At 69.5% G+C, this 19,903-nt stretch carries 19 protein-coding genes; 16 read left to right on the top strand and 3 right to left on the bottom strand.

Annotated elements, in window-relative coordinates; all coding sequences use genetic code 11:
• The 10 genes from fabI (at position 1) to LXT13_RS22300 (ending at position 13,468) form a co-directional block, all read left to right on the top strand.
• Positions 1–768, top strand: coding sequence for an enoyl-ACP reductase FabI (gene fabI, locus LXT13_RS22255; RefSeq protein ID WP_233374503.1), 768 nt, complete (start codon positions 1–3; stop codon positions 766–768).
• Between the two features lie 4 nt (positions 769–772).
• The gene (locus LXT13_RS22260; RefSeq protein ID WP_233374504.1) at positions 773–2,173 is read left to right on the top strand and encodes an efflux transporter outer membrane subunit; all 1,401 of its coding nucleotides are present in this window, start codon (positions 773–775) and stop codon (positions 2,171–2,173) included.
• The gene (locus tag LXT13_RS22265) at positions 2,170–3,243 is read left to right on the top strand and encodes an HlyD family secretion protein (protein ID WP_233374505.1); all 1,074 of its coding nucleotides are present in this window, start codon (positions 2,170–2,172) and stop codon (positions 3,241–3,243) included. Before LXT13_RS22260 ends, LXT13_RS22265 begins: the two co-directional genes overlap by 4 nt.
• Positions 3,243–5,951, top strand: coding sequence for a ribosome-associated ATPase/putative transporter RbbA (gene rbbA / locus LXT13_RS22270; RefSeq protein ID WP_233374506.1), 2,709 nt, complete (start codon positions 3,243–3,245; stop codon positions 5,949–5,951). Before LXT13_RS22265 ends, rbbA begins: the two co-directional genes overlap by 1 nt.
• Before the next feature lie 106 nt (positions 5,952–6,057).
• Positions 6,058–7,188 (top strand): ABC transporter permease, encoded by a 1,131-nt coding sequence (locus tag LXT13_RS22275; RefSeq protein ID WP_233374507.1) that lies wholly within the window; start codon positions 6,058–6,060, stop codon positions 7,186–7,188.
• 123 nt (positions 7,189–7,311) lie between these two features.
• Entirely contained in the window at positions 7,312–8,721 is a 1,410-nt protein-coding gene (locus LXT13_RS22280; RefSeq protein WP_233374508.1) for a bifunctional enoyl-CoA hydratase/phosphate acetyltransferase, read from the top strand.
• Positions 8,718–9,917: an acetate/propionate family kinase gene (locus LXT13_RS22285; RefSeq protein WP_233374509.1), complete on the top strand. Its 1,200-nt coding sequence runs from the start codon at positions 8,718–8,720 to the stop codon at positions 9,915–9,917. Before LXT13_RS22280 ends, LXT13_RS22285 begins: the two co-directional genes overlap by 4 nt.
• Positions 9,918–10,148: 231 nt before the next feature.
• Positions 10,149–11,276, top strand: coding sequence for a 3-deoxy-7-phosphoheptulonate synthase (locus LXT13_RS22290; RefSeq protein ID WP_233374510.1), 1,128 nt, complete (start codon positions 10,149–10,151; stop codon positions 11,274–11,276).
• Between the two features lie 81 nt (positions 11,277–11,357).
• Positions 11,358–13,238 carry a molecular chaperone HtpG gene (gene htpG, locus LXT13_RS22295; RefSeq protein WP_233374511.1) on the top strand — a complete coding sequence of 627 codons (1,881 nt, stop codon included), beginning with the start codon at positions 11,358–11,360 and terminating at the stop codon, positions 13,236–13,238.
• Complete coding sequence (locus tag LXT13_RS22300; RefSeq protein ID WP_233374512.1) at positions 13,235–13,468, top strand: DUF167 domain-containing protein; 234 nt, start codon at positions 13,235–13,237, stop codon at positions 13,466–13,468. The genes htpG and LXT13_RS22300 overlap by 4 nt, the downstream gene beginning before the upstream one ends.
• 1 nt (position 13,469) lies before the next feature.
• Here the strand turns inward: LXT13_RS22300 and LXT13_RS22305 are convergent, their stop codons facing one another.
• Entirely contained in the window at positions 13,470–13,877 is a 408-nt protein-coding gene (locus LXT13_RS22305) for a DUF3224 domain-containing protein (RefSeq protein WP_419964704.1), read from the bottom strand.
• 144 nt (positions 13,878–14,021) lie between these two features.
• Between LXT13_RS22305 and LXT13_RS22310 the strand changes: the two genes are divergently transcribed.
• The 3 genes from LXT13_RS22310 (at position 14,022) to LXT13_RS22320 (ending at position 15,925) form a co-directional block, all read left to right on the top strand.
• Entirely contained in the window at positions 14,022–14,843 is an 822-nt protein-coding gene (locus LXT13_RS22310) for a helix-turn-helix transcriptional regulator (protein WP_233374514.1), read from the top strand.
• 152 nt (positions 14,844–14,995) lie between these two features.
• Positions 14,996–15,577: a GNAT family N-acetyltransferase gene (locus LXT13_RS22315; protein WP_233374515.1), complete on the top strand. Its 582-nt coding sequence runs from the start codon at positions 14,996–14,998 to the stop codon at positions 15,575–15,577.
• 48 nt (positions 15,578–15,625) lie between these two features.
• Positions 15,626–15,925: a hypothetical protein gene (locus tag LXT13_RS22320; RefSeq protein ID WP_233374516.1), complete on the top strand. Its 300-nt coding sequence runs from the start codon at positions 15,626–15,628 to the stop codon at positions 15,923–15,925.
• A gap of 11 nt (positions 15,926–15,936) precedes the next feature.
• On the opposite strand, the gene dtd is transcribed toward LXT13_RS22320, so the two are convergent.
• Both dtd and LXT13_RS22330 read right to left on the bottom strand, forming a co-directional pair.
• On the bottom strand, positions 15,937–16,377 hold the full coding sequence (dtd, locus tag LXT13_RS22325) for a D-aminoacyl-tRNA deacylase (RefSeq protein ID WP_233374517.1): 441 nt from the start codon (positions 16,375–16,377) through the stop codon (positions 15,937–15,939).
• Positions 16,374–17,267: a cation diffusion facilitator family transporter gene (locus tag LXT13_RS22330; RefSeq protein ID WP_233374518.1), complete on the bottom strand. Its 894-nt coding sequence runs from the start codon at positions 17,265–17,267 to the stop codon at positions 16,374–16,376. Before LXT13_RS22330 ends, dtd begins: the two co-directional genes overlap by 4 nt.
• 99 nt (positions 17,268–17,366) lie before the next feature.
• Here LXT13_RS22330 and LXT13_RS22335 point away from each other — a divergent pair, with 99 nt between their 5' ends.
• The 3 genes from LXT13_RS22335 to LXT13_RS22345 all read left to right on the top strand — a co-directional run bounded on the left by LXT13_RS22335 (position 17,367) and on the right by LXT13_RS22345 (position 19,836).
• The gene (locus tag LXT13_RS22335; RefSeq protein ID WP_233374519.1) at positions 17,367–18,122 is read left to right on the top strand and encodes a hypothetical protein; all 756 of its coding nucleotides are present in this window, start codon (positions 17,367–17,369) and stop codon (positions 18,120–18,122) included.
• Between the two features lie 59 nt (positions 18,123–18,181).
• Positions 18,182–19,087, top strand: coding sequence for an acetylglutamate kinase (gene argB, locus LXT13_RS22340; RefSeq protein ID WP_233374520.1), 906 nt, complete (start codon positions 18,182–18,184; stop codon positions 19,085–19,087).
• Between the two features lie 68 nt (positions 19,088–19,155).
• Positions 19,156–19,836, top strand: a complete 681-nt coding sequence (locus LXT13_RS22345; protein ID WP_233374521.1) for a pyrimidine 5'-nucleotidase — start codon at positions 19,156–19,158, stop codon at positions 19,834–19,836.
• Positions 19,837–19,903 lie beyond the last annotated feature (67 nt).

Below are 19,903 nucleotides of genomic sequence, written 5' to 3' on the forward strand. Positions count from 1 at the left end.
ATGACCGGTGAACTGCAAGGCCTGCGCGGCCTCGTCGTCGGCGTCGCCAACGAGCACAGCATCGCCTGGGGCTGCGCCCGGGCCTGCCACGAGGCCGGCGCCGAGCTGGCCCTGACCTGGCTGAACGACAAGGCCCGGCTCTTCGTCGAGCCGCTGGCCGAGCAGGTCGGCGCGCCGCTGAGGTTGCCGCTGGACGTCGAGCAGCCGGGTCAGCTGGAAGCGGTCTTCGATGCGATCGGGCGCCGATGGGGCGGGCTGGACTTCCTCGTCCACTCCATTGCCTTCGCGCCGCGAGCCGACCTGCAGGGGCGTGTCGTCGACAGCAGCGCCGCCGGCTTCGCGCGGGCCATGGATGTGTCCTGCCACTCGTTGCTGCGCATGGCGCGGCTGGCCGAGCCGCTGATGAGCGACGGCGGCAGCATCGTCACGATGAGCTACCTCGGCGCCGAAGAGGTGGTCGACAACTACGGGCTGATGGGTCCGGTCAAGGCCGCGCTGGAATCGAGCGTGCGCTACCTGGCTGCCGAGCTGGGCCCGCTCGGCATCAGCGTCAACGCGGTGTCGCCGGGGCCGATGGCCACGCGGGCGGCATCGGGGCTGCCGGGCTTCGACGAGTTGATGGCCCGCTCGCGCGAGCGCGCGCCGCTGCGCCGGCTGGTGGACATCGCCGAGGTCGGCGCGCTGTGCCGCCACCTGGTCAGCCCGCTTGGCCGTGCGCTGACGGGCAATGTGCTCTACGTCGATGGTGGCCTGCACATCCTGGGATGACCCGATGCGATTGACTGTTCCCGCCGCCAGCCTGGCGATGCTGCTCGCGGGCTGCGCGCCACTGGCGCCGCAACCCGCTGCCGATGCCGGCCTGCCCGCGCGTTTCGCGACGGACGCCGGCGACCCCGCCGCCGCACCGCCCGCCTGGCGCGACTACTTCGCCGACCCGGCCCTGCAGGCCCAGATCGAGCAGGCGCTCACGCACAACCGTGACCGCGCGCTGGCACTGGCCCGGCTGGACGAGGCCCGTGCCCTGGCCGGTCTGCAGGCCAGCCAGCGCGCGCCGCAGATCGTGCTGGATGCGCAGGGCCAGCGCACCCGTGTGCCGGCCGACCTGAATCTCACCCGCCGCCCGCTGATGGGCAACGACTTCCAGCTCGGCCTGGGCCTGACCAGCTGGGAGCTGGACCTGTGGGGTCGGCTGGCCAGCCTCGACACGGCCGCCCGCCAGGCCTGGCTGGCCAGCGATGCCGCCGCGCAGGCGCTGACGCTGTCCCTGGTGCACCAGGTTGCGCAGACCTGGCTGCAGCTCGCCGAGCTGGACGAGCGCCTGCGCCTGGCGCGCCGCGCGCTGGACAGCCGCGAGGAGACGCTGCGCATCTTCACGCGCCGTGTCGAGGTGGGCGCCACCTCGCGGCTCGCGCTGACCCAGGTGCGGCTGCTGCAAACGCAGGCCGCGGCGCTGGTGTCGCAGCTGCAGCAGCAGCGCGAGGCGCAGTGGCAGGCGTTGACGCTGCTGACCGGCGGCGCGCCCGCGGCCGGCGAACCCCGCCTCACCGAGCTGGCGCCGCTGCGTGCCGGCCTGCCGGCCGAGCTGCTGCGCCGGCGGCCCGACCTCGTCGCCGCCGAGCACCAACTGCGCGCGGCCGACGCCAACGTGAAGGCGGCCCGCGCCGCCTACCTGCCGCGCATCGGCCTGACGGCTGCGTTTGGCAGCGCCAGCGCCGAGCTTTCCGGTCTGCTGAAGGCCGGCAGCAGCGCCTGGAGCGTGACGCCCGACGTGGCGCTGCCGCTGCTGGACGGTGGCCGCCGCGAGCAGGCCCTGGCCGTGCAGCAGGCCCGCCGCCAGCAGGCAGTGCTGGCCTACGAGCGTGCCGTGCAGGGCGCGCTGCGGGACGTCAACGACGCGCTGTCTGCGCGCCAGCGCTACGCCGAGCAGCTGGACATCGCCGGCCAGACGCTGGCCACTCAGGCCGAGCGCGCCCGCCTTGCACTGCGCCGCTACGACACCGGCGCCGCCGCCTTCCTCGAAGTGCTGGACGCCCAGCGCGACCTGCTCGCCGCCGAGCAGCAGCAGGTGCAGGCCCGGCGCGCGCTTCTGGCCAGCCAGGCCGGCCTCTATGCCGCCCTCGGCGGTGGCGACCTCACGACCCCAGAACCCGCCCCCCAGGGAGCCCGCCCATGACTGCCCCGTTCCTCAAGAAGACCCTGTTGCCCGCCGCGGTGGGCCTGGCCGTGCTGGCGCTGGCCGGCTGGGGCTGGACGCGACTGCGCCCGCAGGGACCGGGTGAGGCCTTCATGCAGGGCAACGGTCGCATCGAGGCCACCGAAATCGACATCGCCACCAAGCTGCCGGGCCGGCTGCAGGCCGTCATGGCCGGTGAGGGCGACTTCGTCGCCGCCGGCCAGCCGCTGGCACGCCTGCAGGTACAGAGCCTGGAGGCCCAGTACGCTGAGGCCCAAGCGCGGCTGCGGCAGGCCGAGTCCGGGGTCGACAGCGCCCAGGCGCAGGTGGCCGTGCGCGAGAGCGACCGCCGCGCGGCCCAGGCCGTCGTCGCGCAGCGCGAGGCTGAGCTGGATGCCGCGCGCCGGCGCCTGTCGCGCTCGCAGGCGCTGGCCGAGGAGGGCGCATCGTCCGAGCAGGAGCTGGACGATGACCGGGCCCGCGTGCGCAGCGTCGAGGCGGCGCTGGCGGCGGCCCAGGCCCAGGTGGCTGCGGCGACGGCCGCCATCGAGGCTGCACGCACCCAGGCCACCGGCATGCAGGCCACGGTCAAGGCCGGCGGTGCGACGGTGGATCGCGTCAAGGCCGACCTCGATGACGCCGTGCTGACGGCGCCGCGCGCCGGCCGCGTTCAATACCGCATCGCCGAAGCCGGCGAGGTGCTAGGCGCCGGCGGCAAGGTGCTCAACCTCGTCGACCTCAGCGACGTCTACATGAGCTTCTTCGTGCCCGAGGCCGTGGCCGGCCGGCTGGCGCTGGGCAGCGAGGTGCGCCTGGTGCTGGACGCCGCGCCCGGCCTGGTCATCCCGGCCAAGGTGTCCTTCGTGGCCAGCACGGCGCAGTTCACGCCCAAGACGGTCGAGACCGCCAGCGAGCGCCAGAAGCTGATGTTCCGCGTGCGCGCCCAGATCGCGCCCGAGCTGCTGAGGAAGCACGCCGAGCAGGTCAAGACCGGCCTGCCCGGCGTGGCCTGGGTGAGGCTGGATGCGCAGCAGCCCTGGCCGGCTTCGCTCGCCAAGGTGATCGACTGATGCCGATCGCCCGCCTGCAGGGTCTGAGCCTGCGCTATGGCGACACGCAGGCGCTGGCAGACGTGACGCTGGATCTGCCGGCCGGCCGCATGCTGGGCCTGATCGGGCCCGATGGCGTCGGCAAGTCCAGCCTGCTGTCGCTGATTGCCGGTGCGCGTGCGCTACAGCAGGGGCAGCTGGAGGTGCTGGGGGGCGACATGGCCTCGCGTGCCCACCGCGAGTTCGTGTGCCCGCGCATCGCCTACATGCCGCAAGGCCTGGGCCGCAACCTCTACCCGACGCTGTCGGTCGAGGAGAACCTGCAGTTCTTCGGCCGTCTGTTCGGCCACGGCGCGGCCGAGCGTCGCCGGCGCATCGACGAGCTCTGCGGCAGCACCGGCCTGCTGCCCTTCCTCGCGCGGCCGGCGGGCAAGCTCTCGGGCGGCATGAAGCAGAAGCTGGGTCTGTGCTGCGCGCTGATCCACGACCCCGACCTGCTCATCCTCGACGAGCCCACCACCGGCGTGGACCCGCTGTCGCGCGCGCAGTTCTGGCAGCTCATCGCGCGCATCCGCGCGCAGCGGCCCGGCATGAGCGTCATCGTCGCGACGGCCTACATGGAGGAGGCCGAGGCTTTTGACTGGCTGGTGGCCATGGACGCCGGGCGCGTGCTGGCCACCGGCAGCCCGGCCGAGCTGCGCGGCGCGCAGGCCTCTCTGGAGCGGGCCTTCATCGCGCTGCTGCCGGAGGAGCGGCGGCGCGGCCACCGCGAGGTCGTCGTGCCGCCGCTGGCCGCCGAGGCCGAGGACCAGATCGCCATCGAGGCGCGCGGGCTGACGATGCGCTTCGGCGACTTCACGGCGGTCGACCATGTCGACTTCCGCATCCGCCGCGGCGAGATCTTCGGCTTTCTCGGCTCCAACGGCTGCGGCAAGTCGACCACGATGAAGATGCTGACCGGCCTGCTCAGCGCCAGCGAGGGCCAGGCCTGGCTGTTCGGCCGCGAGGTGGACCCGCGCGACCTGCAGACCCGCCGGCGCGTGGGCTACATGACGCAGGCCTTCTCGCTCTACGCCGAGCTGAGCGTGCGCCAGAACCTCGTGCTGCACGCCCGGCTGTTCGAGGTGCCGGCGGCACGACTGGGGGCGCGCGTCGACGAGATGCTGCAGCGCTTCGGGCTGGAGGATCAACAGCACAGCATGCCCGAGGCGCTGCCGCTGGGCATGCGCCAGCGCCTGTCGCTGGCCGTGGCCATGGTGCACAGCCCGGAGCTGCTCATCCTCGACGAGCCGACCTCCGGCGTGGACCCGGTGGCGCGCGACATGTTCTGGCAGCTGATGGTCGAGTTGGCACGGCGCGATGGCGTGACGATCTTCATTTCCACGCATTTCATGAACGAGGCGCTGCGCTGCGACCGCATCTCGCTGATGCACGCCGGCCGCGTGCTGGTCAGCGACACGCCAGCCGCCATCCAGGCCGGCCGTGGCGCGGTCAGCCTGGAACAAGCCTTCATCGCCTATCTGCAGGAGGCCACTGGCGAGGCCCCTGCGGCTGACGCGGCCGACGCGGCGCCCGCGGTGGCCGCGCCGGCGCCGCCGCGCCGCCGCTTCAGCCCGGCCCGTGCCTGGAGCTACAGCCTGCGCGAGGCGCTGGAGCTGCGGCGCGACCCGGTGCGCGCGACGCTGGCACTGCTGGGAACGGCATTGCTGATGTTCATCATCGGCTACGGCATCAGCCTGGACGTGGAGAACCTGCGCTTCGCTGTGCTGGACCAGGACCAGACCGGCCTGAGCCAGAGCTATGCCCAGCGTCTGGCGGGCTCGCGCTATTTTCTGGAGCAGCCGCCGCTGCACGACCACGCCGAGCTGGACCGCCGCATGCGGGCCGGCGAGCTGGCGATGGCCATCGAGATTCCGCACGGCTTCGCGCGCGACGTGGCCCGTGGCCATTCGGCGCAGATCGGCGTCTGGGTGGACGGCGCGATGCCCACGCGCGGCGAGACCTCGCGCGGCTATGTGCAGGCCATGCACCAGCTCTGGCTCGTGGAGATGGCGCGCGAGCGCTTCGGCGTCACGCTGGCCGCGCCCAGCCATGTGGAGCTGCGCTATCGCTACAACCCCGACGTGAAGAGTCTGCCGGCCATGGTGCCGGCCGTCATCCCGATGTTGCTGATGATGATCCCGGCCATGCTGACGGCGCTGTCCGTGGTGCGCGAGAAGGAGCTGGGCTCCATCCTCAATCTCTATGTGACGCCGGTGCGGCGCAGCGAGTTCCTGCTCGGCAAGCAGCTGCCCTACGTGCTGCTGGCGATGCTGAACTTCTTCCTGCTCGTGGTGCTTGCGGTGACAGTGTTCGGCGTGCCGTTGAAGGGCAGCCTGATGGCGCTGTCGGTGGCCGCGCTGCTCTACGTCGTCGCGGCGACGGGGCTGGGCCTGCTGGCCTCGACCTTTACGCGCAGCCAGATCGCCGCGCTGTTCGTCACGATGATCGGCACGCTGATTCCCTGCGTGCAGTTCGCGGGGCTGATCGACCCGGTGTCGTCGCTGGAAGGGGTGGGCTTGCTGATCGGCCGCGTCTATCCGGCGGCGCACTTCCTGACGATCAGCCGGGGCGTGTTCAGCAAGGCGCTGGCCTTGCCCGACTTGTGGTCGAGCCTCTGGCCATTGGCCGTTGCTGTGCCGGTCATTCTGGGGACTGCGATGCTGCTGTTGAGGAAGCAGGAGAGGTGATGCTGCTTCGTTGCTTTGTCTTTCTGGCCGGGCCCATACCGGGATTTCGTCCCGGCATGGACCTTGCCATCGCCCCACCGCAACTACAGCGGAGCGTCTGACAACCATGCCCCGCCTCAACCTCGCCCATGTCTACCGCCTCGGCATCAAGGAGCTGTGGAGCCTGTGGCGCGACCCCATGATGCTGGTGCTGATCGCCTATACCTTCAGCATCTCCATCTACGTCGCCGCGACCGCCATGCCCGAGAGCCTGCGCCACGCGGCCATCGCCATCGTCGACGAGGACGCGTCGCCGCTGTCCGCGCGGCTGGCATCCAGCTTCTATCCGCCGCAGTTCCGAAGCCCCGACCTGATCGCGGCGCGCGACATTGACGCCGGCATGGACCGCGGCGACTACACCTTCGTGCTCGTCATCCCGCCCGGTTTCCAGCGCGACGTGCTGGCGGGCCGCCAGCCGGCGCTGCAGCTCAACGTCGACGCGACGCGCATGAGCCAGGCCTTCACCGGCGGCGGCTACATCCAACAGATCGTCGCCGGCGAGGTCAATGCCTTCGTGCAGCGCCAGGCCGGCACCACGGCCATGCCGGTGGAGCTGGCGCTACGCATGCGCTTCAACCCCAACCTCGAGCACGCCTGGTTCGGCTCGCTGATGGAGATCATCAACAACGTGACCATGCTGTCCATCATCCTGACCGGGGCCGCGCTGATCCGCGAGCGCGAGCACGGCACGGTGGAGCACCTGCTCGTCATGCCGGTCACGCCTGCCGAGATCATGCTGGCCAAGGTCTGGTCCATGGGGCTGGTCGTGCTCGTCGCGGCCATGGCCTCGCTGGCCCTGGTCGTGCAGGGCGCGTTGCATGTGCCGGTGCAGGGCTCGGTGGCACTGTTCGGCCTGGCCGCGGCGCTGCACCTGTTCGCGACGACGTCGATGGGCATCTTTCTCGCGACGCTCGCGCGCTCCATGCCGCAGTTCGGCATGCTGCTGGTCCTCGTGCTGCTGCCGCTGCAGATGCTGTCCGGCGGTGTCACGCCGCGCGAGAGCATGCCGGCGCTGGTTCAGTGGGTCATGGAGGCCGCGCCGACGACCCACTTCGTCGCCGCCGGCCAGGCCATCCTCTATCGCGGTGCCGGGCTCGAAGTCGTCTGGCCGCAGCTGCTCGCGGTCGCCGCCATCGGCAGCGCGCTGTTCGCCGCGGCGCTGTCACGTTTTCGCAAGACCATCGGCCTGATGGCCTGAAATGGATGTGAGCCCCTCGCCCAGTATTGCCTCGCTGATCGCGAGCAGTCCCGGTCGGGCACCCGCAGGGACGGCTTGGGGCGGACCGGCGCTCTGCCCTGAATGAATGCGACAAGGAGAGTCATGAACCCACCGCGCCTGCAACTGCTGCACAACCGCAGCTTCGACGAGATCGCCGTCGGCGACAGTGCCTCGCTGGAGCGCACCGTCACGGCGGCCGACCTGCAGCTCTTCGCTGTGCTGTCGGGCGACGTGAATCCGCAGCACCTGGACGCTGGCTTCGCCGCGTCCACGCGCTTCCATGGCGTCATCGCCCACGGCATGTTCGGCGGTGCGCTGATCTCGGCCGTGCTAGGAACGCGCCTGCCCGGCCCTGGCACCATCTACCTCGGCCAGACGCTGAAATTCCTCGCTCCCGTGCGCATCGGCGACGTGCTGCAGGTGTGCGTGACCGTCACGTCCCGGGAGGCCGAGCATCGCCGACTGACGCTGGCCTGCCGGTGTGTGAACCAGCAGGGGCAGACGGTCATCGAGGGCGAGGCTGAGGTCATCGCGCCGAAGGAGCGCATCGAATGGCAGGCCAGCCAGCTGCCCGAGGTGCGCCTGAGCGAGGGCGGTGGCGGCCTGGCGCGGCTGCTGGCGGCGGTGCGGCCGCTGGGCGCGGTCAAGGTGGCGGTGGTGCATCCGTGCGATGCCGTCAGCCTCGGGGCTGCGTTGGAGGCGCGTGACGCCGGCCTCATCGAGCCGGTTCTCGTCGCGCCCCGTGCCCGCGTGGAGGCCGTGGCCGCCGAGCACGGCTGGGATCTTGCCGGCATCGCCATTGACGACGTGGCTCACAGCCATGCCGCCGCCGCGCGCGCGGCCGCGTTGGCCGGGCAGGGCGAGGTGCAGGCGCTGATGAAGGGCAGCCTGCACACCGACGAGCTGATGACCGCCGTGCTGGACGCCAGCGCCGGCCTGCGCACCAGCCGCCGCGCCAGCCATTGCTTCCTGATGCAGACGCCGGCCTATCCGCGCCCGTTCATCATCACGGACGCCGCGCTCAACATCGCGCCGACGCTGGAGCACAAGGCCGATATCGTGCGCAACGCGATCGATCTGGCCCAGGCCATCGGCGTGGCGCGGCCCAAGGTGGCCATCTTGGCGGCGGTCGAGACCGTCAACGCACACATGCCGGCGACGCTGGACGCCGCAGCGCTGTGCAAGATGGCCGACCGTGGCCAGATCACCGGCGCGGAGCTGGACGGGCCGCTGGCCTTCGACAACGCCGTCTCCATCGCCGCCGCGCGCATCAAGGGCATCCAGTCCGGCGTGGCGGGCCAGGCCGACGTGCTCGTCGTGCCCGACCTGGAGAGCGGCAACATGCTGGCCAAGCAGCTCGAATACCTGGGCGGCGCGGCCAGCGCCGGCATCGTCATGGGAGCCCGCGTGCCCATCGTGCTGACCAGCCGGGCCGACGGCGCCGAGTCCCGCATCGCCTCCTGTGCGCTGGCCGTGCTGCTGGCCCACCACTACCGGAGCACGCCGCCGTGAGCCTCGCCTCTAACCCGCCTGCGTCGGTCGTCGTCGTGCTGAACTGCGGCTCGTCGAGCATCAAGTTCGCCCTCTTCGACGCAGGTACTCAAGACCCGCCGCGCCAGCCCTGGTGGGGCGGCAAGGTACAGGGCATCGGCAGTGGCAACGCCAGCCTTCAGGCGCAGGACGGCGTGGAGTGTTCGCTGACCCTGGGCGATGCCGAGCCGTATCACGATGCGCTGGGCGTCATCCGCGAGGCCATCCGCGCCCGTCTCGGGGCGGTGCCGGTGCGCGCCGTGACTCACCGTGTCGTCCATGGCGGCGCCCACCACGCGGCACCGCTGCGCGTCGATGCGGCCGCACTGGCTGAGTTGCGCGGATACGTCCCGCTCGCCCCGCTGCACCAGCCCTTCGCGCTGGAGGCCATGGAGGTGCTGTTGAAGCAGCGGCCCGACCTGCCCCAGGTGGCCTGCTTCGACACCGCCTTCCATCACACGCTGCCGCAGGTGGAGCAGCTGCTGCCGCTGCCCTGGTCGGCCTGGGAGCGTGGCCTGCGCCGCTACGGCTTCCACGGCCTGTCCTACGAGTACCAGTCCATCGTGCTGCCGGAGCGCCATGGCGAGCCGGCGCGCGGGCGGTGCATCGTCGCCCACCTGGGCAGCGGCGCGAGCCTTTGCGCCATGCAGGATGGGCGCAGCGTCGCGACGACGATGGGCTTCTCCGCGCTGGACGGGCTGATGATGGGCACACGCTGCGGCGCACTGGACCCGGGCGCGCTGCTCTACCTGATGGAGATCGAGGGGCTGGACGTGCATGCGGTCGGCCAGCTGCTCTATCACCAGTCCGGCCTGCTCGGTGTGTCGGGCCGCTCGGCCGACCCGCGCGAGCTCCTCGCCCACGAGGCCGACGACCCGCGCTGCGCGGCGGCGCTAGCGCTGTTCGTGCGGCGCATCGTGAGGGAGATCGGCGCGCTGGTGGCCGTGCTCGGCGGGCTGGACCTGCTGGTCTTCACGGCCGGCATCGGCGAGCACCAGGCCGAGGTGCGCCGGCGCGTCGTGGCGGGGCTGGGTTTTCTGGGCCTCGTGCTGGACGATGAAGCCAACGCGCGCAACGAGGCGGTCATTTCCGCGCCGGCCTGCGCGGTGCGGGTGGCTGTGGAGCCGACCAACGAGGAATGGGTGGCAGCGCGTCAGGCGCTGCAGCTGCTGTCATGACGCCCGTTGTCCCATCGCGCCGCGCGACGGCTGGTTTGCAAGCCGCCGAAGCGGCCCGCGGGCCGGCATGCTAGATTTCAGGCATGTCCCGCGCTGCCTACTTTAGCTTTTGGTTTTTTCCCCGCCCCGGCGGTGGAGAGTCCTGAGCGCGCGCGCTGAACAGCAAACTCCCCAAAAACCGCCGAGGCCGCCAAGCCCGGCGGTTTTTTGCTTTCTGAAAGGCTGACTCCGATGAACGCCAAAGTCTCCTCCGTCCAACCCGAAGCCCAGCGCTGGTACTCCCAGGACGACAAGACCAGCGCCACCGATGACGAGCGCATCGTCGACGTGACGCCGCTGCCGCCGCCGGAGCACCTGATCCGCTTCTTCCCCATCCGCGGCACCGTGATGGAGAACCTGATCAGCCAGACGCGCCAGCGCATCCGCCAGATCATGAGCGGCAAGGACGACCGGTTGCTCGTCGTCATCGGCCCCTGCTCCATCCACGACCCGACCGCGGCCATCGAGTACGCCCGCAAGCTCAAGGAGCAGCGCGAGAAGTACGCCGGCACGCTGGAGATCGTCATGCGCGTCTACTTCGAGAAGCCGCGCACCACGGTGGGCTGGAAGGGGCTCATCAACGACCCCTATCTCGACGAGAGCTACCGCATCGACGAGGGCCTGCGCATCGCGCGCCAGTTGCTGCTGGAGATCAACCGCCTAGGCATGCCGGCCGGCAGCGAGTTCCTGGACGTCATCTCGCCGCAGTACATCGGCGACCTGATCTCCTGGGGTGCCATCGGCGCCCGCACGACCGAGAGCCAGGTGCACCGCGAGCTGGCTTCGGGCCTGTCGGCGCCCATCGGCTTCAAGAATGGCACTGATGGCAATATCAAGATCGCGACCGACGCGATCCAGGCCGCCGCCCGCGGCCACCATTTCCTGTCGGTGCACAAGAACGGCCAGGTCGCCATTGTCGAGACGCGCGGCAACGCAGACTGCCATGTCATCCTGCGTGGCGGCAAGGCGCCCAACTATGACGCCAAGAGCGTGGCCGAAGCTTGTGCGGACCTCGACAAGGCCAAGCTGGCGCAGCGCCTGATGGTGGACTGCTCGCACGCCAACTCCAGCAAGCAGCACAGCCGCCAGCTCGACGTGGCGCGCGACATCGCCGGCCAGCTGCGCGAGGGCAGCAACAGCGTCTTCGGCGTCATGGTGGAAAGCCACCTGAACGACGGCGCCCAGAAGTTCACGCCCGGCAAGGACGACCCGGCCACGCTGCAATACGGCAAGAGCATCACCGACGCCTGCCTGGGCTGGGATGATTCGCTCGCCGTGCTGGACGTGCTGAGTGAGGCGGTCAAGGCGCGGCGCGGCTGAGAGAATTCCCGCACAGCCTCTTGAATCCCTGAAACGCGGCCCGATATTGGCCGCGTTTCGCTTTTTCAGACCCAACCCGCCATGACCAAGCAAACCCACGCTTTCCAGGCCGAAGTCAAGCAGATCCTGCACCTCGTCACCCACAGCCTGTACTCCAACAAGGAGATCTTCCTTCGCGAGCTGGTGAGCAACGCCAGCGACGCCTGCGACAAGCTGCGCTTCGAAGCGCTGGACAACGCGGCGCTGTGGGAAGACCAGCCCAACCTCGAAGTCCGCATCAAGTTCGATGAAGAGGCCAAGACGCTGACGATCAGCGACAACGGCATCGGCATGAGCGCCGAAGAAGCCGCGGCGCACCTGGGCACCATTGCCAAGAGCGGCACGCGCGAGTTCATGGCCAAGCTGGACGGCGACCAGAAGAAGGACGCTCAGCTCATCGGCCAGTTCGGCGTGGGCTTCTACTCGGGCTTCATCGTCGCCGACCGCATCACCGTCGAGACCCGCCGCGCCGGGCTGCCGGCCGACCAGGGCGTGCGCTGGACCAGTGAAGGTACCGGCGAGTACGACCTGGAAACCATCACCAAGGAAGGCCGTGGCACCGACGTCATCCTGCATTTGCGCGAGGGCGAGGAAGAGTTCCTGAAGACCTGGCGCGTGAAGTCCACCGTCAGCAAGTACAGCGACCACATCTCACTGCCTATCCTGATGCGCAAGGAGACCTGGGATGCCGAGAACGCGAAGCAGGTCGTCACCGACGAATGGGAGCCGGTCAACAAGGCCTCTGCGCTTTGGACGCGCAGCAAGAGCGACATCACGGCAGAGCAGTACGAGGAGTTCTACAAGCAGATCTCGTACGACACCGAGGCGCCACTGGCCTACACGCACAACCGTGTCGAGGGCCGCAGCGAGTACACGCAGCTCCTCTACATCCCCAAAAAGGCGCCGTTCGATCTGTGGAACCGCGACAAGCGTGGCGGCGTCAAGCTGTACGTGAAGCGCGTCTTCATCATGGACGACGCCGAGGCGCTGATGCCGGTCTACCTGCGCTTCGTGAAGGGCGTGATCGACTCGGCCGACCTGCCGCTGAACGTGTCGCGCGAGCTGCTGCAGGAAAGCCGCGACGTGAAGGCGATCCGCGAGGGTTCGACCAAGCGGGTGCTGGGCATGCTGGAAAGCCTCGCCAACAGCGATGACGCCGCCGAGAAGCAGAAGTACGCCGAGTTCTGGAAGGACTTTGGCCAGGTGCTGAAGGAAGGCATCGGCGAGGACCATGCCAACCAGGAGCGCCTGGCCAAGCTGTTCCGCTTCGCGTCCACGCACGCGGACGAAGGCGTGAGCCTGGCCGACTATGTGTCGCGCATGAAGGAAGGCCAAGAGACCATCTACTACATCACCGCCGACTCGCTGGCCGCGGCCAAGCACAGCCCGCAGCTGGAGATCTTCCGCAAGAAGGGCATCGAGGTGCTGTTGCTGGTGGACCGCGTCGACGAGTGGATGCTGAGCCACCTCTACGAATTCGACGGCAAGCAATTGCAGTCCGTCGCCAAGGGGTCTGTCGATCTCGGCAAGCTGCAGGACGAGGAAGAAAAGAAGAAGGCTGAGGCCACTGCCGAGGCCTTCAAGCCGCTGGTCGACAAGCTCAAGGAAGCGCTGAAGGACCGCGCCAAGGACGTGCGCGTGACGACCCGCCTCGTTGACTCGCCGGCCTGCATCGTCGTGGAAGAAGGCGACGTCAGCGGCCACCTGGCCCGCCTGCTGAAGCAGGCTGGCCAGCAGGCGCCCGAGAGCAAGCCGACGCTCGAGATCAACCCCGACCACGCCCTCGTCAAGCGCCTGGACAACAGTGCGCATTTCGATGACCTGGCCCAGGTGCTGTTCGACCAGGCCGTGCTGGCCGAAGGCGGCCACCTGGAAGACCCGGCCGCCTACGTCCGCCGCGTCAACGCGATGCTGGTCGGTTGAGCACTGCCACGCTGCAGCTGAAGGCCAAGCCCGGATCGTCGCGGTCCGAGCTGGTCCAGGAGGCCGACGGTACCTGGACCGCCTGGCTGAAGTCGCCGCCGGTCGATGGCAAGGCCAACGCCGAGCTGATCGCACTGGTGGCCAAGCGCTTCGGCTGCGCGAAGTCGGCCGTCAGCATCCACAGCGGCGGCGGTTCCCGCTTCAAGCGGGTGAAGGTCGACTTGCCCTGACTCAGCGCGGCGGCAGCGCGTACTCGAAGCGGTAGCGGTGCGCGCCGTCTGCCGCAATCTCGATGGTCATGTGGCCGGTCAGGCCTTGCAGCGCGCCGGTGCCCGAATCGGGCACGACGGTGATGGACAGGGCCGGCTCGCCGCGCGTCATCGTCGCGCTGTGCTGCAGCACGAAGCTGCCCTCTCGGCCGGCCAGTTGGCCGCGCACCGTCTCCATGGCCACATAGCCGGCCGAGCCAGGTGTCGTGCTGCGGAAGGCGATCATCTCGCCGCGGCTGGTGGCGTCCAGCGCACCGTGGAAGTGCTTGTCCAGCGACATCCGGCCGATGCCGGCCACCTCGGCCGCGGCGCTGGGCGGCTCCTGAGAAAGCTTCACGTCGAACGGGCCGCTCGCCACTTCGAGGTTCATCGTCGTCTCCTGCGGAGCTGAAATTGCGGTGCCGGCTGCGAGCGTCAGGGCCGCGGCCAACGCCAGGGGTTGCGTGAAAAGTCTCATGACATCATCCGTTGCCTGGCTCGTGTCGCCAGGCCCTATTGCAGCCGCAACCCCGCCATGACGATTGGAAAAACGCGACCGGCGCGTGGGCTGCCACCGGCCCGAGGCGTGCTGCACCGCCTGCGCGTCGGCGAGTTCGCGCATGGACGCGTCGAGGCGCCGACGGATCTCGCCGACCGCGTGGAGCACTTCTGGCTTGTGCGCTGGAACCTCGAAGGCCTGCCGCCCCAGGTACAGGAGACGCTGCCGCATCCGAACCTGCATCTCGTCGTGGAGCCGGAGCGGGCGGACCTGTGGGGCGTGCACACAGGCCGCTGGACGCGCCGGCTGGAGGGGCGCTCCATGGCATTCGGCATCAAGTTCCGCCCCGGCGCGCTGCGCGCCTGGCTCGGCCGCGCGGTGTCGGGCCTGGCCAATGCGTCGCTGCCGGCACAGGCGCTCATGGGCGACGATGTCCAACGTCTGGCTGAGGTGCTTCATGCGGCTGACGACGCGAGCGCCGCCGACCTCGCCTCGGATGTGCTGCGTGCCCACCTGCCGCCGTCCAGTGAGCCGGCGCTGTTGGCCGGCCGCATCGTCGACAGCGCCGCCGCCGATCACGAGCTGCTGTCGGCCCAGCAACTGGCCGACCGCTGGGGCATGACGCTGCGCAGCCTGCAGCGATTCTTCAGCCAGCATGTCGGCGTCGGGCCCAAATGGGTCATCAACCGATACCGGCTGCATGAGGCGCTGGCCCGGGTGCAGGCCGGCCAGCCGGTCTCCTGGGCGGCGCTCGCGCAGGAGCTCGGCTACTTCGACCAGGCCCACTTCATCGCCGATTTCCGGCGGCTGGTCGGCTGTACGCCGGCTGCGTACTCGCAGGCCTGGCATCGCCGGTAGCGGCTGGCTGAAGCCGGCGACGTGGATTTGTGACGGGAACGCGACAAAGCCCGTCAGTCCGGGCTTCCCCCAAAAGCGTCTCGTGTTTACCCTGCTGGGGTTTGTACCGAGTTTCGCGCTGTTTCATGGCCCTGACCGACGCTTGCGATCCCGTGCCCGCCTCTCCGGCTGCCCTTGTCACCCACCGATTGGTGCTGCGCCCGCCCCGGGACAGCGATCTCGATACCCTGATGGCGCTCTACGCCGATCCGGCCGTCACGCGCTTCTGCGCTGCCGCCACGCCCCATGGCCGCATCGCCACCGAGGCGCAGCTGAAGGACTGGATCGTGCACTGGCGGGCTTACGGATTCGGACACTGGGCCATCGCGTGGCGCGAACGGCCGGACGAGCTGATCGGCTTTGGCGGCCTCATGCGACGCAGCGTTGCCGGGCATGCGGGGTTGTATCTGTATTACCGAATTACACCGCAGGCGTGGGGCCGCGGCCTGGCGTCGGAGATGGCCTTGCACGCGTTCCAGCAGGCCTTCGAGCAGCGCCAGGAGCCGTCCGTCATCGCGGCCGTGCTGCCCAACAACGTGCCGACCCGTAAGACGCTGGACAGCCTGGGCCTGCGGCTCAAGGGCACGGTGTCGGACGGGCCCGGCAGTGCGGCGGCACTGCTGTACGAACTGACCGCCGAGCGCTGGGCCAGCCTGCCCCGCGGCGAGCCGGAGGCGGTAGCCTTCGCAGCCTGACCGGCGCGCGCTGCGTCCGCGATTGCGGCGCCGGCCAAGGAGACAGGCATGGATGACGATTCCTGGGAGATGGCGCCGCCGCCGTTCAACGCGGCGTCCGCGGTGCAGACAATGCGCCGCTTCGTGCGGGACCAACGCGTGCTGGCCGAGCGCGGCGAGGGCTGGCTCCTCGGCGCCGACGAGGTGCTGCAACTTTCGCTCGATGGTGCGCAAGTGCAGGTGCGGCTTGCCAGGCGTCCGGCGCGCACGCCTGAGTGGGACCGCTTCACGCTGGCCTCCGCGACCGACCTGCGCAAGGTGCAGGACGAGATCAGGCGCCGGCTGCGCCGCTGGCAGGACGACGAGTGACTGGGGCGGTCTCAGCCGAGCCGCATGGGGATCGTGACCGGGCCGTCGTTGATCAGATGCACCTGCATGTCCGCACCGAAGCGGCCGCAGGCGACATCGGCATGCTGCCGTCGGGCGAACGCCAGCGTGTGCTCGTAGAGCCGCCGCCCTTGTTCTGAGGGCGCGGCGCCCGTGAAGCTGGGCCGGTTGCCGCCCGATGTGTCGGCAGCCAGCGTGAACTGGCTGACGATCAGCAGGCCGCCGGCGATGTCCTGCAGGCTGCGGTTCATCTTGCCGGCCTCGTCGCTGAAGACACGCAGTTTGAGCACCTTGGCGACAAGCTTTTCGGCCGTCGCCTCACTGTCCGAAGGCTCGGCGCAGACCAGCATCAGCAGCCCAGGCCCGATGGCCCCGACCACCTCGCCAGCCACCTCCACGCGGGCTTCGCGCACGCGCTGCAGTACCGCGATCATGCGGCGTCCTCGTCCTGGAGGGTACGGGCTTCCATGTCCATCGGCAGCAGCTGGATGCTGGCGCGCAGGCCGGGCACGGCGCCCAGCAGCGCGCGCTCGACATCGCCGCGCAGTGCTGCGGCGCGCGCCAGCGTCCATTGGGCCGGCATGTGCATGTGCAGGTCCACGAAGCGGCGCTGGCCGGCCACGCGGCTGGCGATGTGGTCGAAGCGCACCGGGTGCGGCTCGCGGAAGCCGTCGAGCACGGCGTGTATGCGGGCCAGGCTGTCTGCGTCCAGCGCCTCGTCCATCAGTCCGCGCGAGGCTTCGTGCAGCAGGTGCACGCCCTCGCGAAGGATGTTCAGCGCCACGGCGACGGCCAGCAGCGGGTCCAGCCATTGCCAGCCGGTCGCCATCACGCCCAGCAACCCTGCCACGACGCCGGCCGACGTCCACACGTCCGTGAACAGATGGCGGGCGTCCCCCTCCAGCGCCGCTGAGCGAACCTCCCGCGCCTTGCGCAGCATCGCCCAGGCCAGTGCGCCGTTCAGCGAAGAGCTGACGACGGACAGCACCACGCCGAGGCCGACCGACTCCAGCGGCTGCGGGTGGCGCCAGCGGTCGACCGCGCCCCAGAGGATGCCCAGCGCCGCCGCGATGATCAGGATGCCCTCGAAGCCGCCGGAGAAGTACTCGGCCTTGTGATGTCCGTAGGGATGCTCGGCGTCGGGCGGCTGCTGGGCGAGCGTGACCATCGCGAGCGCGAAGGCCGCCCCTGCCAGGTTGACGAGCGACTCCAACGCATCGGCCGCCATGCTCACCGAACCCGTCCACTGCCAGGCCGCCGCCTTCAGGACAATCGTCACCAGGGCCGTGGCGATGGAGAGCTTCAGATAGGCGCTGGCTTGCATGGCGGCATTTTGGCGTGGCGGTCGGCTGTGAGGATTCACCGCGAGGGGTGTTCGCGCCGTGGGCTAACCTGCCGCTTACCTTCATCCCGGAATCCCGCCATGCGAACCTTGCTGCGTCCCGTCGTCATTGCCCTGACCCTGCTGGCCAGCGGGCTGGCCGCGGCCGCGCCGATCACGAAGCTGGGCGTCATGTCCGTGCTGGGCCGCGAGCTGGAGCTCGTCATCCGCGCGCCGACCACCGGCACGCGCGTGGACCGCAACGCGCGCGAGACGGTCAAGATGGCGCCTGGCGACTTCGAGAATTTCGTACTGCGAACGACGGCCGACAGCGCCCGGCGCGAGGGTCTGGGCGACGCCGTGCTGCTGGCGCGCCCGGCCGACGGCAGCATGCCCTGGAAGCGCGACGGACAGGCGGTGCTGGTCACCCAGGCCCTGCTGGACGCGGCGCGCGCCGCCAAGCTGTCCCATCTCGTGCTCATCCAGCCGGCGCGTGCCGAGGCCAAGCTGCAGATGTACCGCAGCATGACCGGCGCCGGCCAGCTCGAAGGGCTGGGTTTCTACATCGACACCATGGTGACCGTAGAGCGGGCCGACAGCAACGAGGTCGGGGAGGGCTTCCTGGCGCCGTATGCGTATTTCGACGTCTACCTGGTGGACGTGGCGACGCTGGATCTGCAGGCGGCGCACCTCGCCCGCGCCAGCATCGCCCTCGCGGACCCCGGCCACCAGGGCACCGACCCTTGGAAGGCGCTGTCGTCCGAGCGCAAGGTCGAGGTGGTGCGGCACCTCATCCAGACGGAAGTGCAGGCCGCCGTGCACGAGTGGGTGCAGCCGGCGCCGACGTCTACACGCTGAGGCCGGCCAATGTCGCGGCGGCTTCCTAGAATGCGCCGCATTTCCCCGGAGCTGCCCGCATGACCCCGCATCCCACCACCGACGTGTCCCACGTCGCGCCGCGCGAGAAGGCCGAGATCCTTTCTCAAGCGCTGCCTTACATCCGCAAGTTCCACGGCAAGACCATCGTCATCAAGTACGGCGGCAATGCGATGACCGACCCGGCGCTGCAGCAGGACTTTGCCGAGGACGTCGTGCTGTTGAAGCTTGTGGGGCTGAACCCCATCGTTGTGCACGGGGGCGGCCCGCAGATCGAGGACGCGCTGAACAAGCTTGGCAAGAAGGGCCACTTCATCCAGGGCATGCGCGTGACCGACGAAGAGACGATGAGCGTCGTCGAGTGGGTGCTGGCCGGCGAGGTGCAGCAGGACATCGTGGGTCTCATCAACGCCGCGGGCGGCAAGGCCGTGGGGCTGACGGGGCGCGACGGCGGCATGATCCGCGCGAAGAAGCTCAGGATGCTAGACAAGGACGACCCCGCCAAGGAGCACGACATCGGCCAAGTGGGCGACATCGTCAGCATCGACCCGTCTGTCGTGAAGGCGCTGCAGGACGACCAGTTCATCCCTGTCGTCAGTCCGATCGGTTTCGGCGAGAAGAACGAGAGCTACAACATCAATGCCGACGTCGTGGCCGCCAAGCTGGCTACGGTACTGCAGGCCGAAAAGCTGCTGATGCTGACCAACATCCGTGGCGTGCTGGACAAGCAGGGCGACCTGCTGACCGAGCTGACGCCGCGTCGCATCGACGAGCTGGTGGCCGATGGCACCATCAGTGGCGGCATGATCCCGAAGATCGCCGGCGCTATCGATGCGGCCAAGAGCGGTGTCAATGCCGTCCACATCATCGACGGCCGGGTGCCGCACGCGATGCTGCTGGAGGTGCTGACCGACCAGGCCTACGGCACGATGATTTCGTCTCGATGAGAAGAAATGCGCGTGCCGCGTCCAGGCCGAAAGCGCGTGCTTGCAATGAGCTCGTCACGCCGACCGACGTGAATGTCCGCGAGCGCGTCTGGCTCTTCGACCTCGACGACACGTTGCACAACGCGTCGCACCGGGCGATGCCGGCGCTCAACGAGTCCATGACCGCCTACATCCAGACGCACCTCGGCTTGAGCATGCATGAGGCCGTCGCGTTGCGGCACCGTTACTGGCTCCGCTACGGCGCGACGCTGACCGGCCTGCAGCGCCACCACGGTATCAAGCCCGCTCACTTCCTGGATGAAACGCACCAGTTGCCGGGCCTGGACGAGCACCTGCACGGTCATGCGCACGACCTGGCCGCGTTGCGCCGGCTGCGCGGCCGCAAGTTCCTGTTGACGAACGCGCCGCGCGCCTACGCCGAGCGCGTGCTGGCTGCCATCGGTCTGCGCGGCATGTTCGAGCGGCTGATCTGCATCGAGGACATGGCCTGCTTCGGCGAGTCGCGGCCCAAGCCGGACGCGCGCATGTTCCGCCTCGTGCTGGCTCGACTGGGGCTGCGGCCCGAGCGCTGCGTGCTGGTGGAGGACACGCTGATCCACCAGAAGTCCGCGCACCGGCTGGGGCTGTCCACCGTATGGATGCAGCGCTGGCTGCGCAGCGCGGGTGCGGCGAGGCTGCATCGCCGCCCGCCCTATGTGAGCCACCGCGTGCGTTCGCTGGCGGCGCTGGCAAGATTGCCCCACTTCTGAAGGAAGACAGCGGCGGTCGAGGCGTATCCTCAGCCGAAAATAGCGCTTTTGATGAAGCTGAAGAGTC

This window comes from Pelomonas cellulosilytica (assembly GCF_021353265.1).
In the GTDB taxonomy this organism is placed as follows: Bacteria; Pseudomonadota; Gammaproteobacteria; order Burkholderiales; family Burkholderiaceae_C; genus Pelomonas; species Pelomonas cellulosilytica.

Excerpts from the sequence above, each read along its gene's own strand:
- fabI (WP_233374503.1), top strand. The coding sequence starts at position 1 with ATGACCGGTGAACTGCAAGGCCTGCGCGGCCTCGTCGTCGGCGTCGCC.
- LXT13_RS22260 (WP_233374504.1), top strand. The coding sequence starts at position 773 with ATGCGATTGACTGTTCCCGCCGCCAGCCTGGCGATGCTGCTCGCGGGC.
- LXT13_RS22265 (WP_233374505.1), top strand. The coding sequence starts at position 2,170 with ATGACTGCCCCGTTCCTCAAGAAGACCCTGTTGCCCGCCGCGGTGGGC.
- rbbA (WP_233374506.1), top strand. The coding sequence starts at position 3,243 with ATGCCGATCGCCCGCCTGCAGGGTCTGAGCCTGCGCTATGGCGACACG.
- LXT13_RS22275 (WP_233374507.1), top strand. The coding sequence starts at position 6,058 with ATGCCCCGCCTCAACCTCGCCCATGTCTACCGCCTCGGCATCAAGGAG.
- LXT13_RS22280 (WP_233374508.1), top strand. The coding sequence starts at position 7,312 with ATGAACCCACCGCGCCTGCAACTGCTGCACAACCGCAGCTTCGACGAG.
- LXT13_RS22290 (WP_233374510.1), top strand. The coding sequence starts at position 10,149 with ATGAACGCCAAAGTCTCCTCCGTCCAACCCGAAGCCCAGCGCTGGTAC.
- htpG (WP_233374511.1), top strand. The coding sequence starts at position 11,358 with ATGACCAAGCAAACCCACGCTTTCCAGGCCGAAGTCAAGCAGATCCTG.
- LXT13_RS22305 (WP_419964704.1), bottom strand. The coding sequence starts at position 13,877 with ATGAACCTCGAAGTGGCGAGCGGCCCGTTCGACGTGAAGCTTTCTCAG.
- LXT13_RS22310 (WP_233374514.1), top strand. The coding sequence starts at position 14,022 with ATGACGATTGGAAAAACGCGACCGGCGCGTGGGCTGCCACCGGCCCGA.
- LXT13_RS22320 (WP_233374516.1), top strand. The coding sequence starts at position 15,626 with ATGGATGACGATTCCTGGGAGATGGCGCCGCCGCCGTTCAACGCGGCG.
- dtd (WP_233374517.1), bottom strand. The coding sequence starts at position 16,377 with ATGATCGCGGTACTGCAGCGCGTGCGCGAAGCCCGCGTGGAGGTGGCT.
- LXT13_RS22330 (WP_233374518.1), bottom strand. The coding sequence starts at position 17,267 with ATGCAAGCCAGCGCCTATCTGAAGCTCTCCATCGCCACGGCCCTGGTG.
- LXT13_RS22335 (WP_233374519.1), top strand. The coding sequence starts at position 17,367 with ATGCGAACCTTGCTGCGTCCCGTCGTCATTGCCCTGACCCTGCTGGCC.
- argB (WP_233374520.1), top strand. The coding sequence starts at position 18,182 with ATGACCCCGCATCCCACCACCGACGTGTCCCACGTCGCGCCGCGCGAG.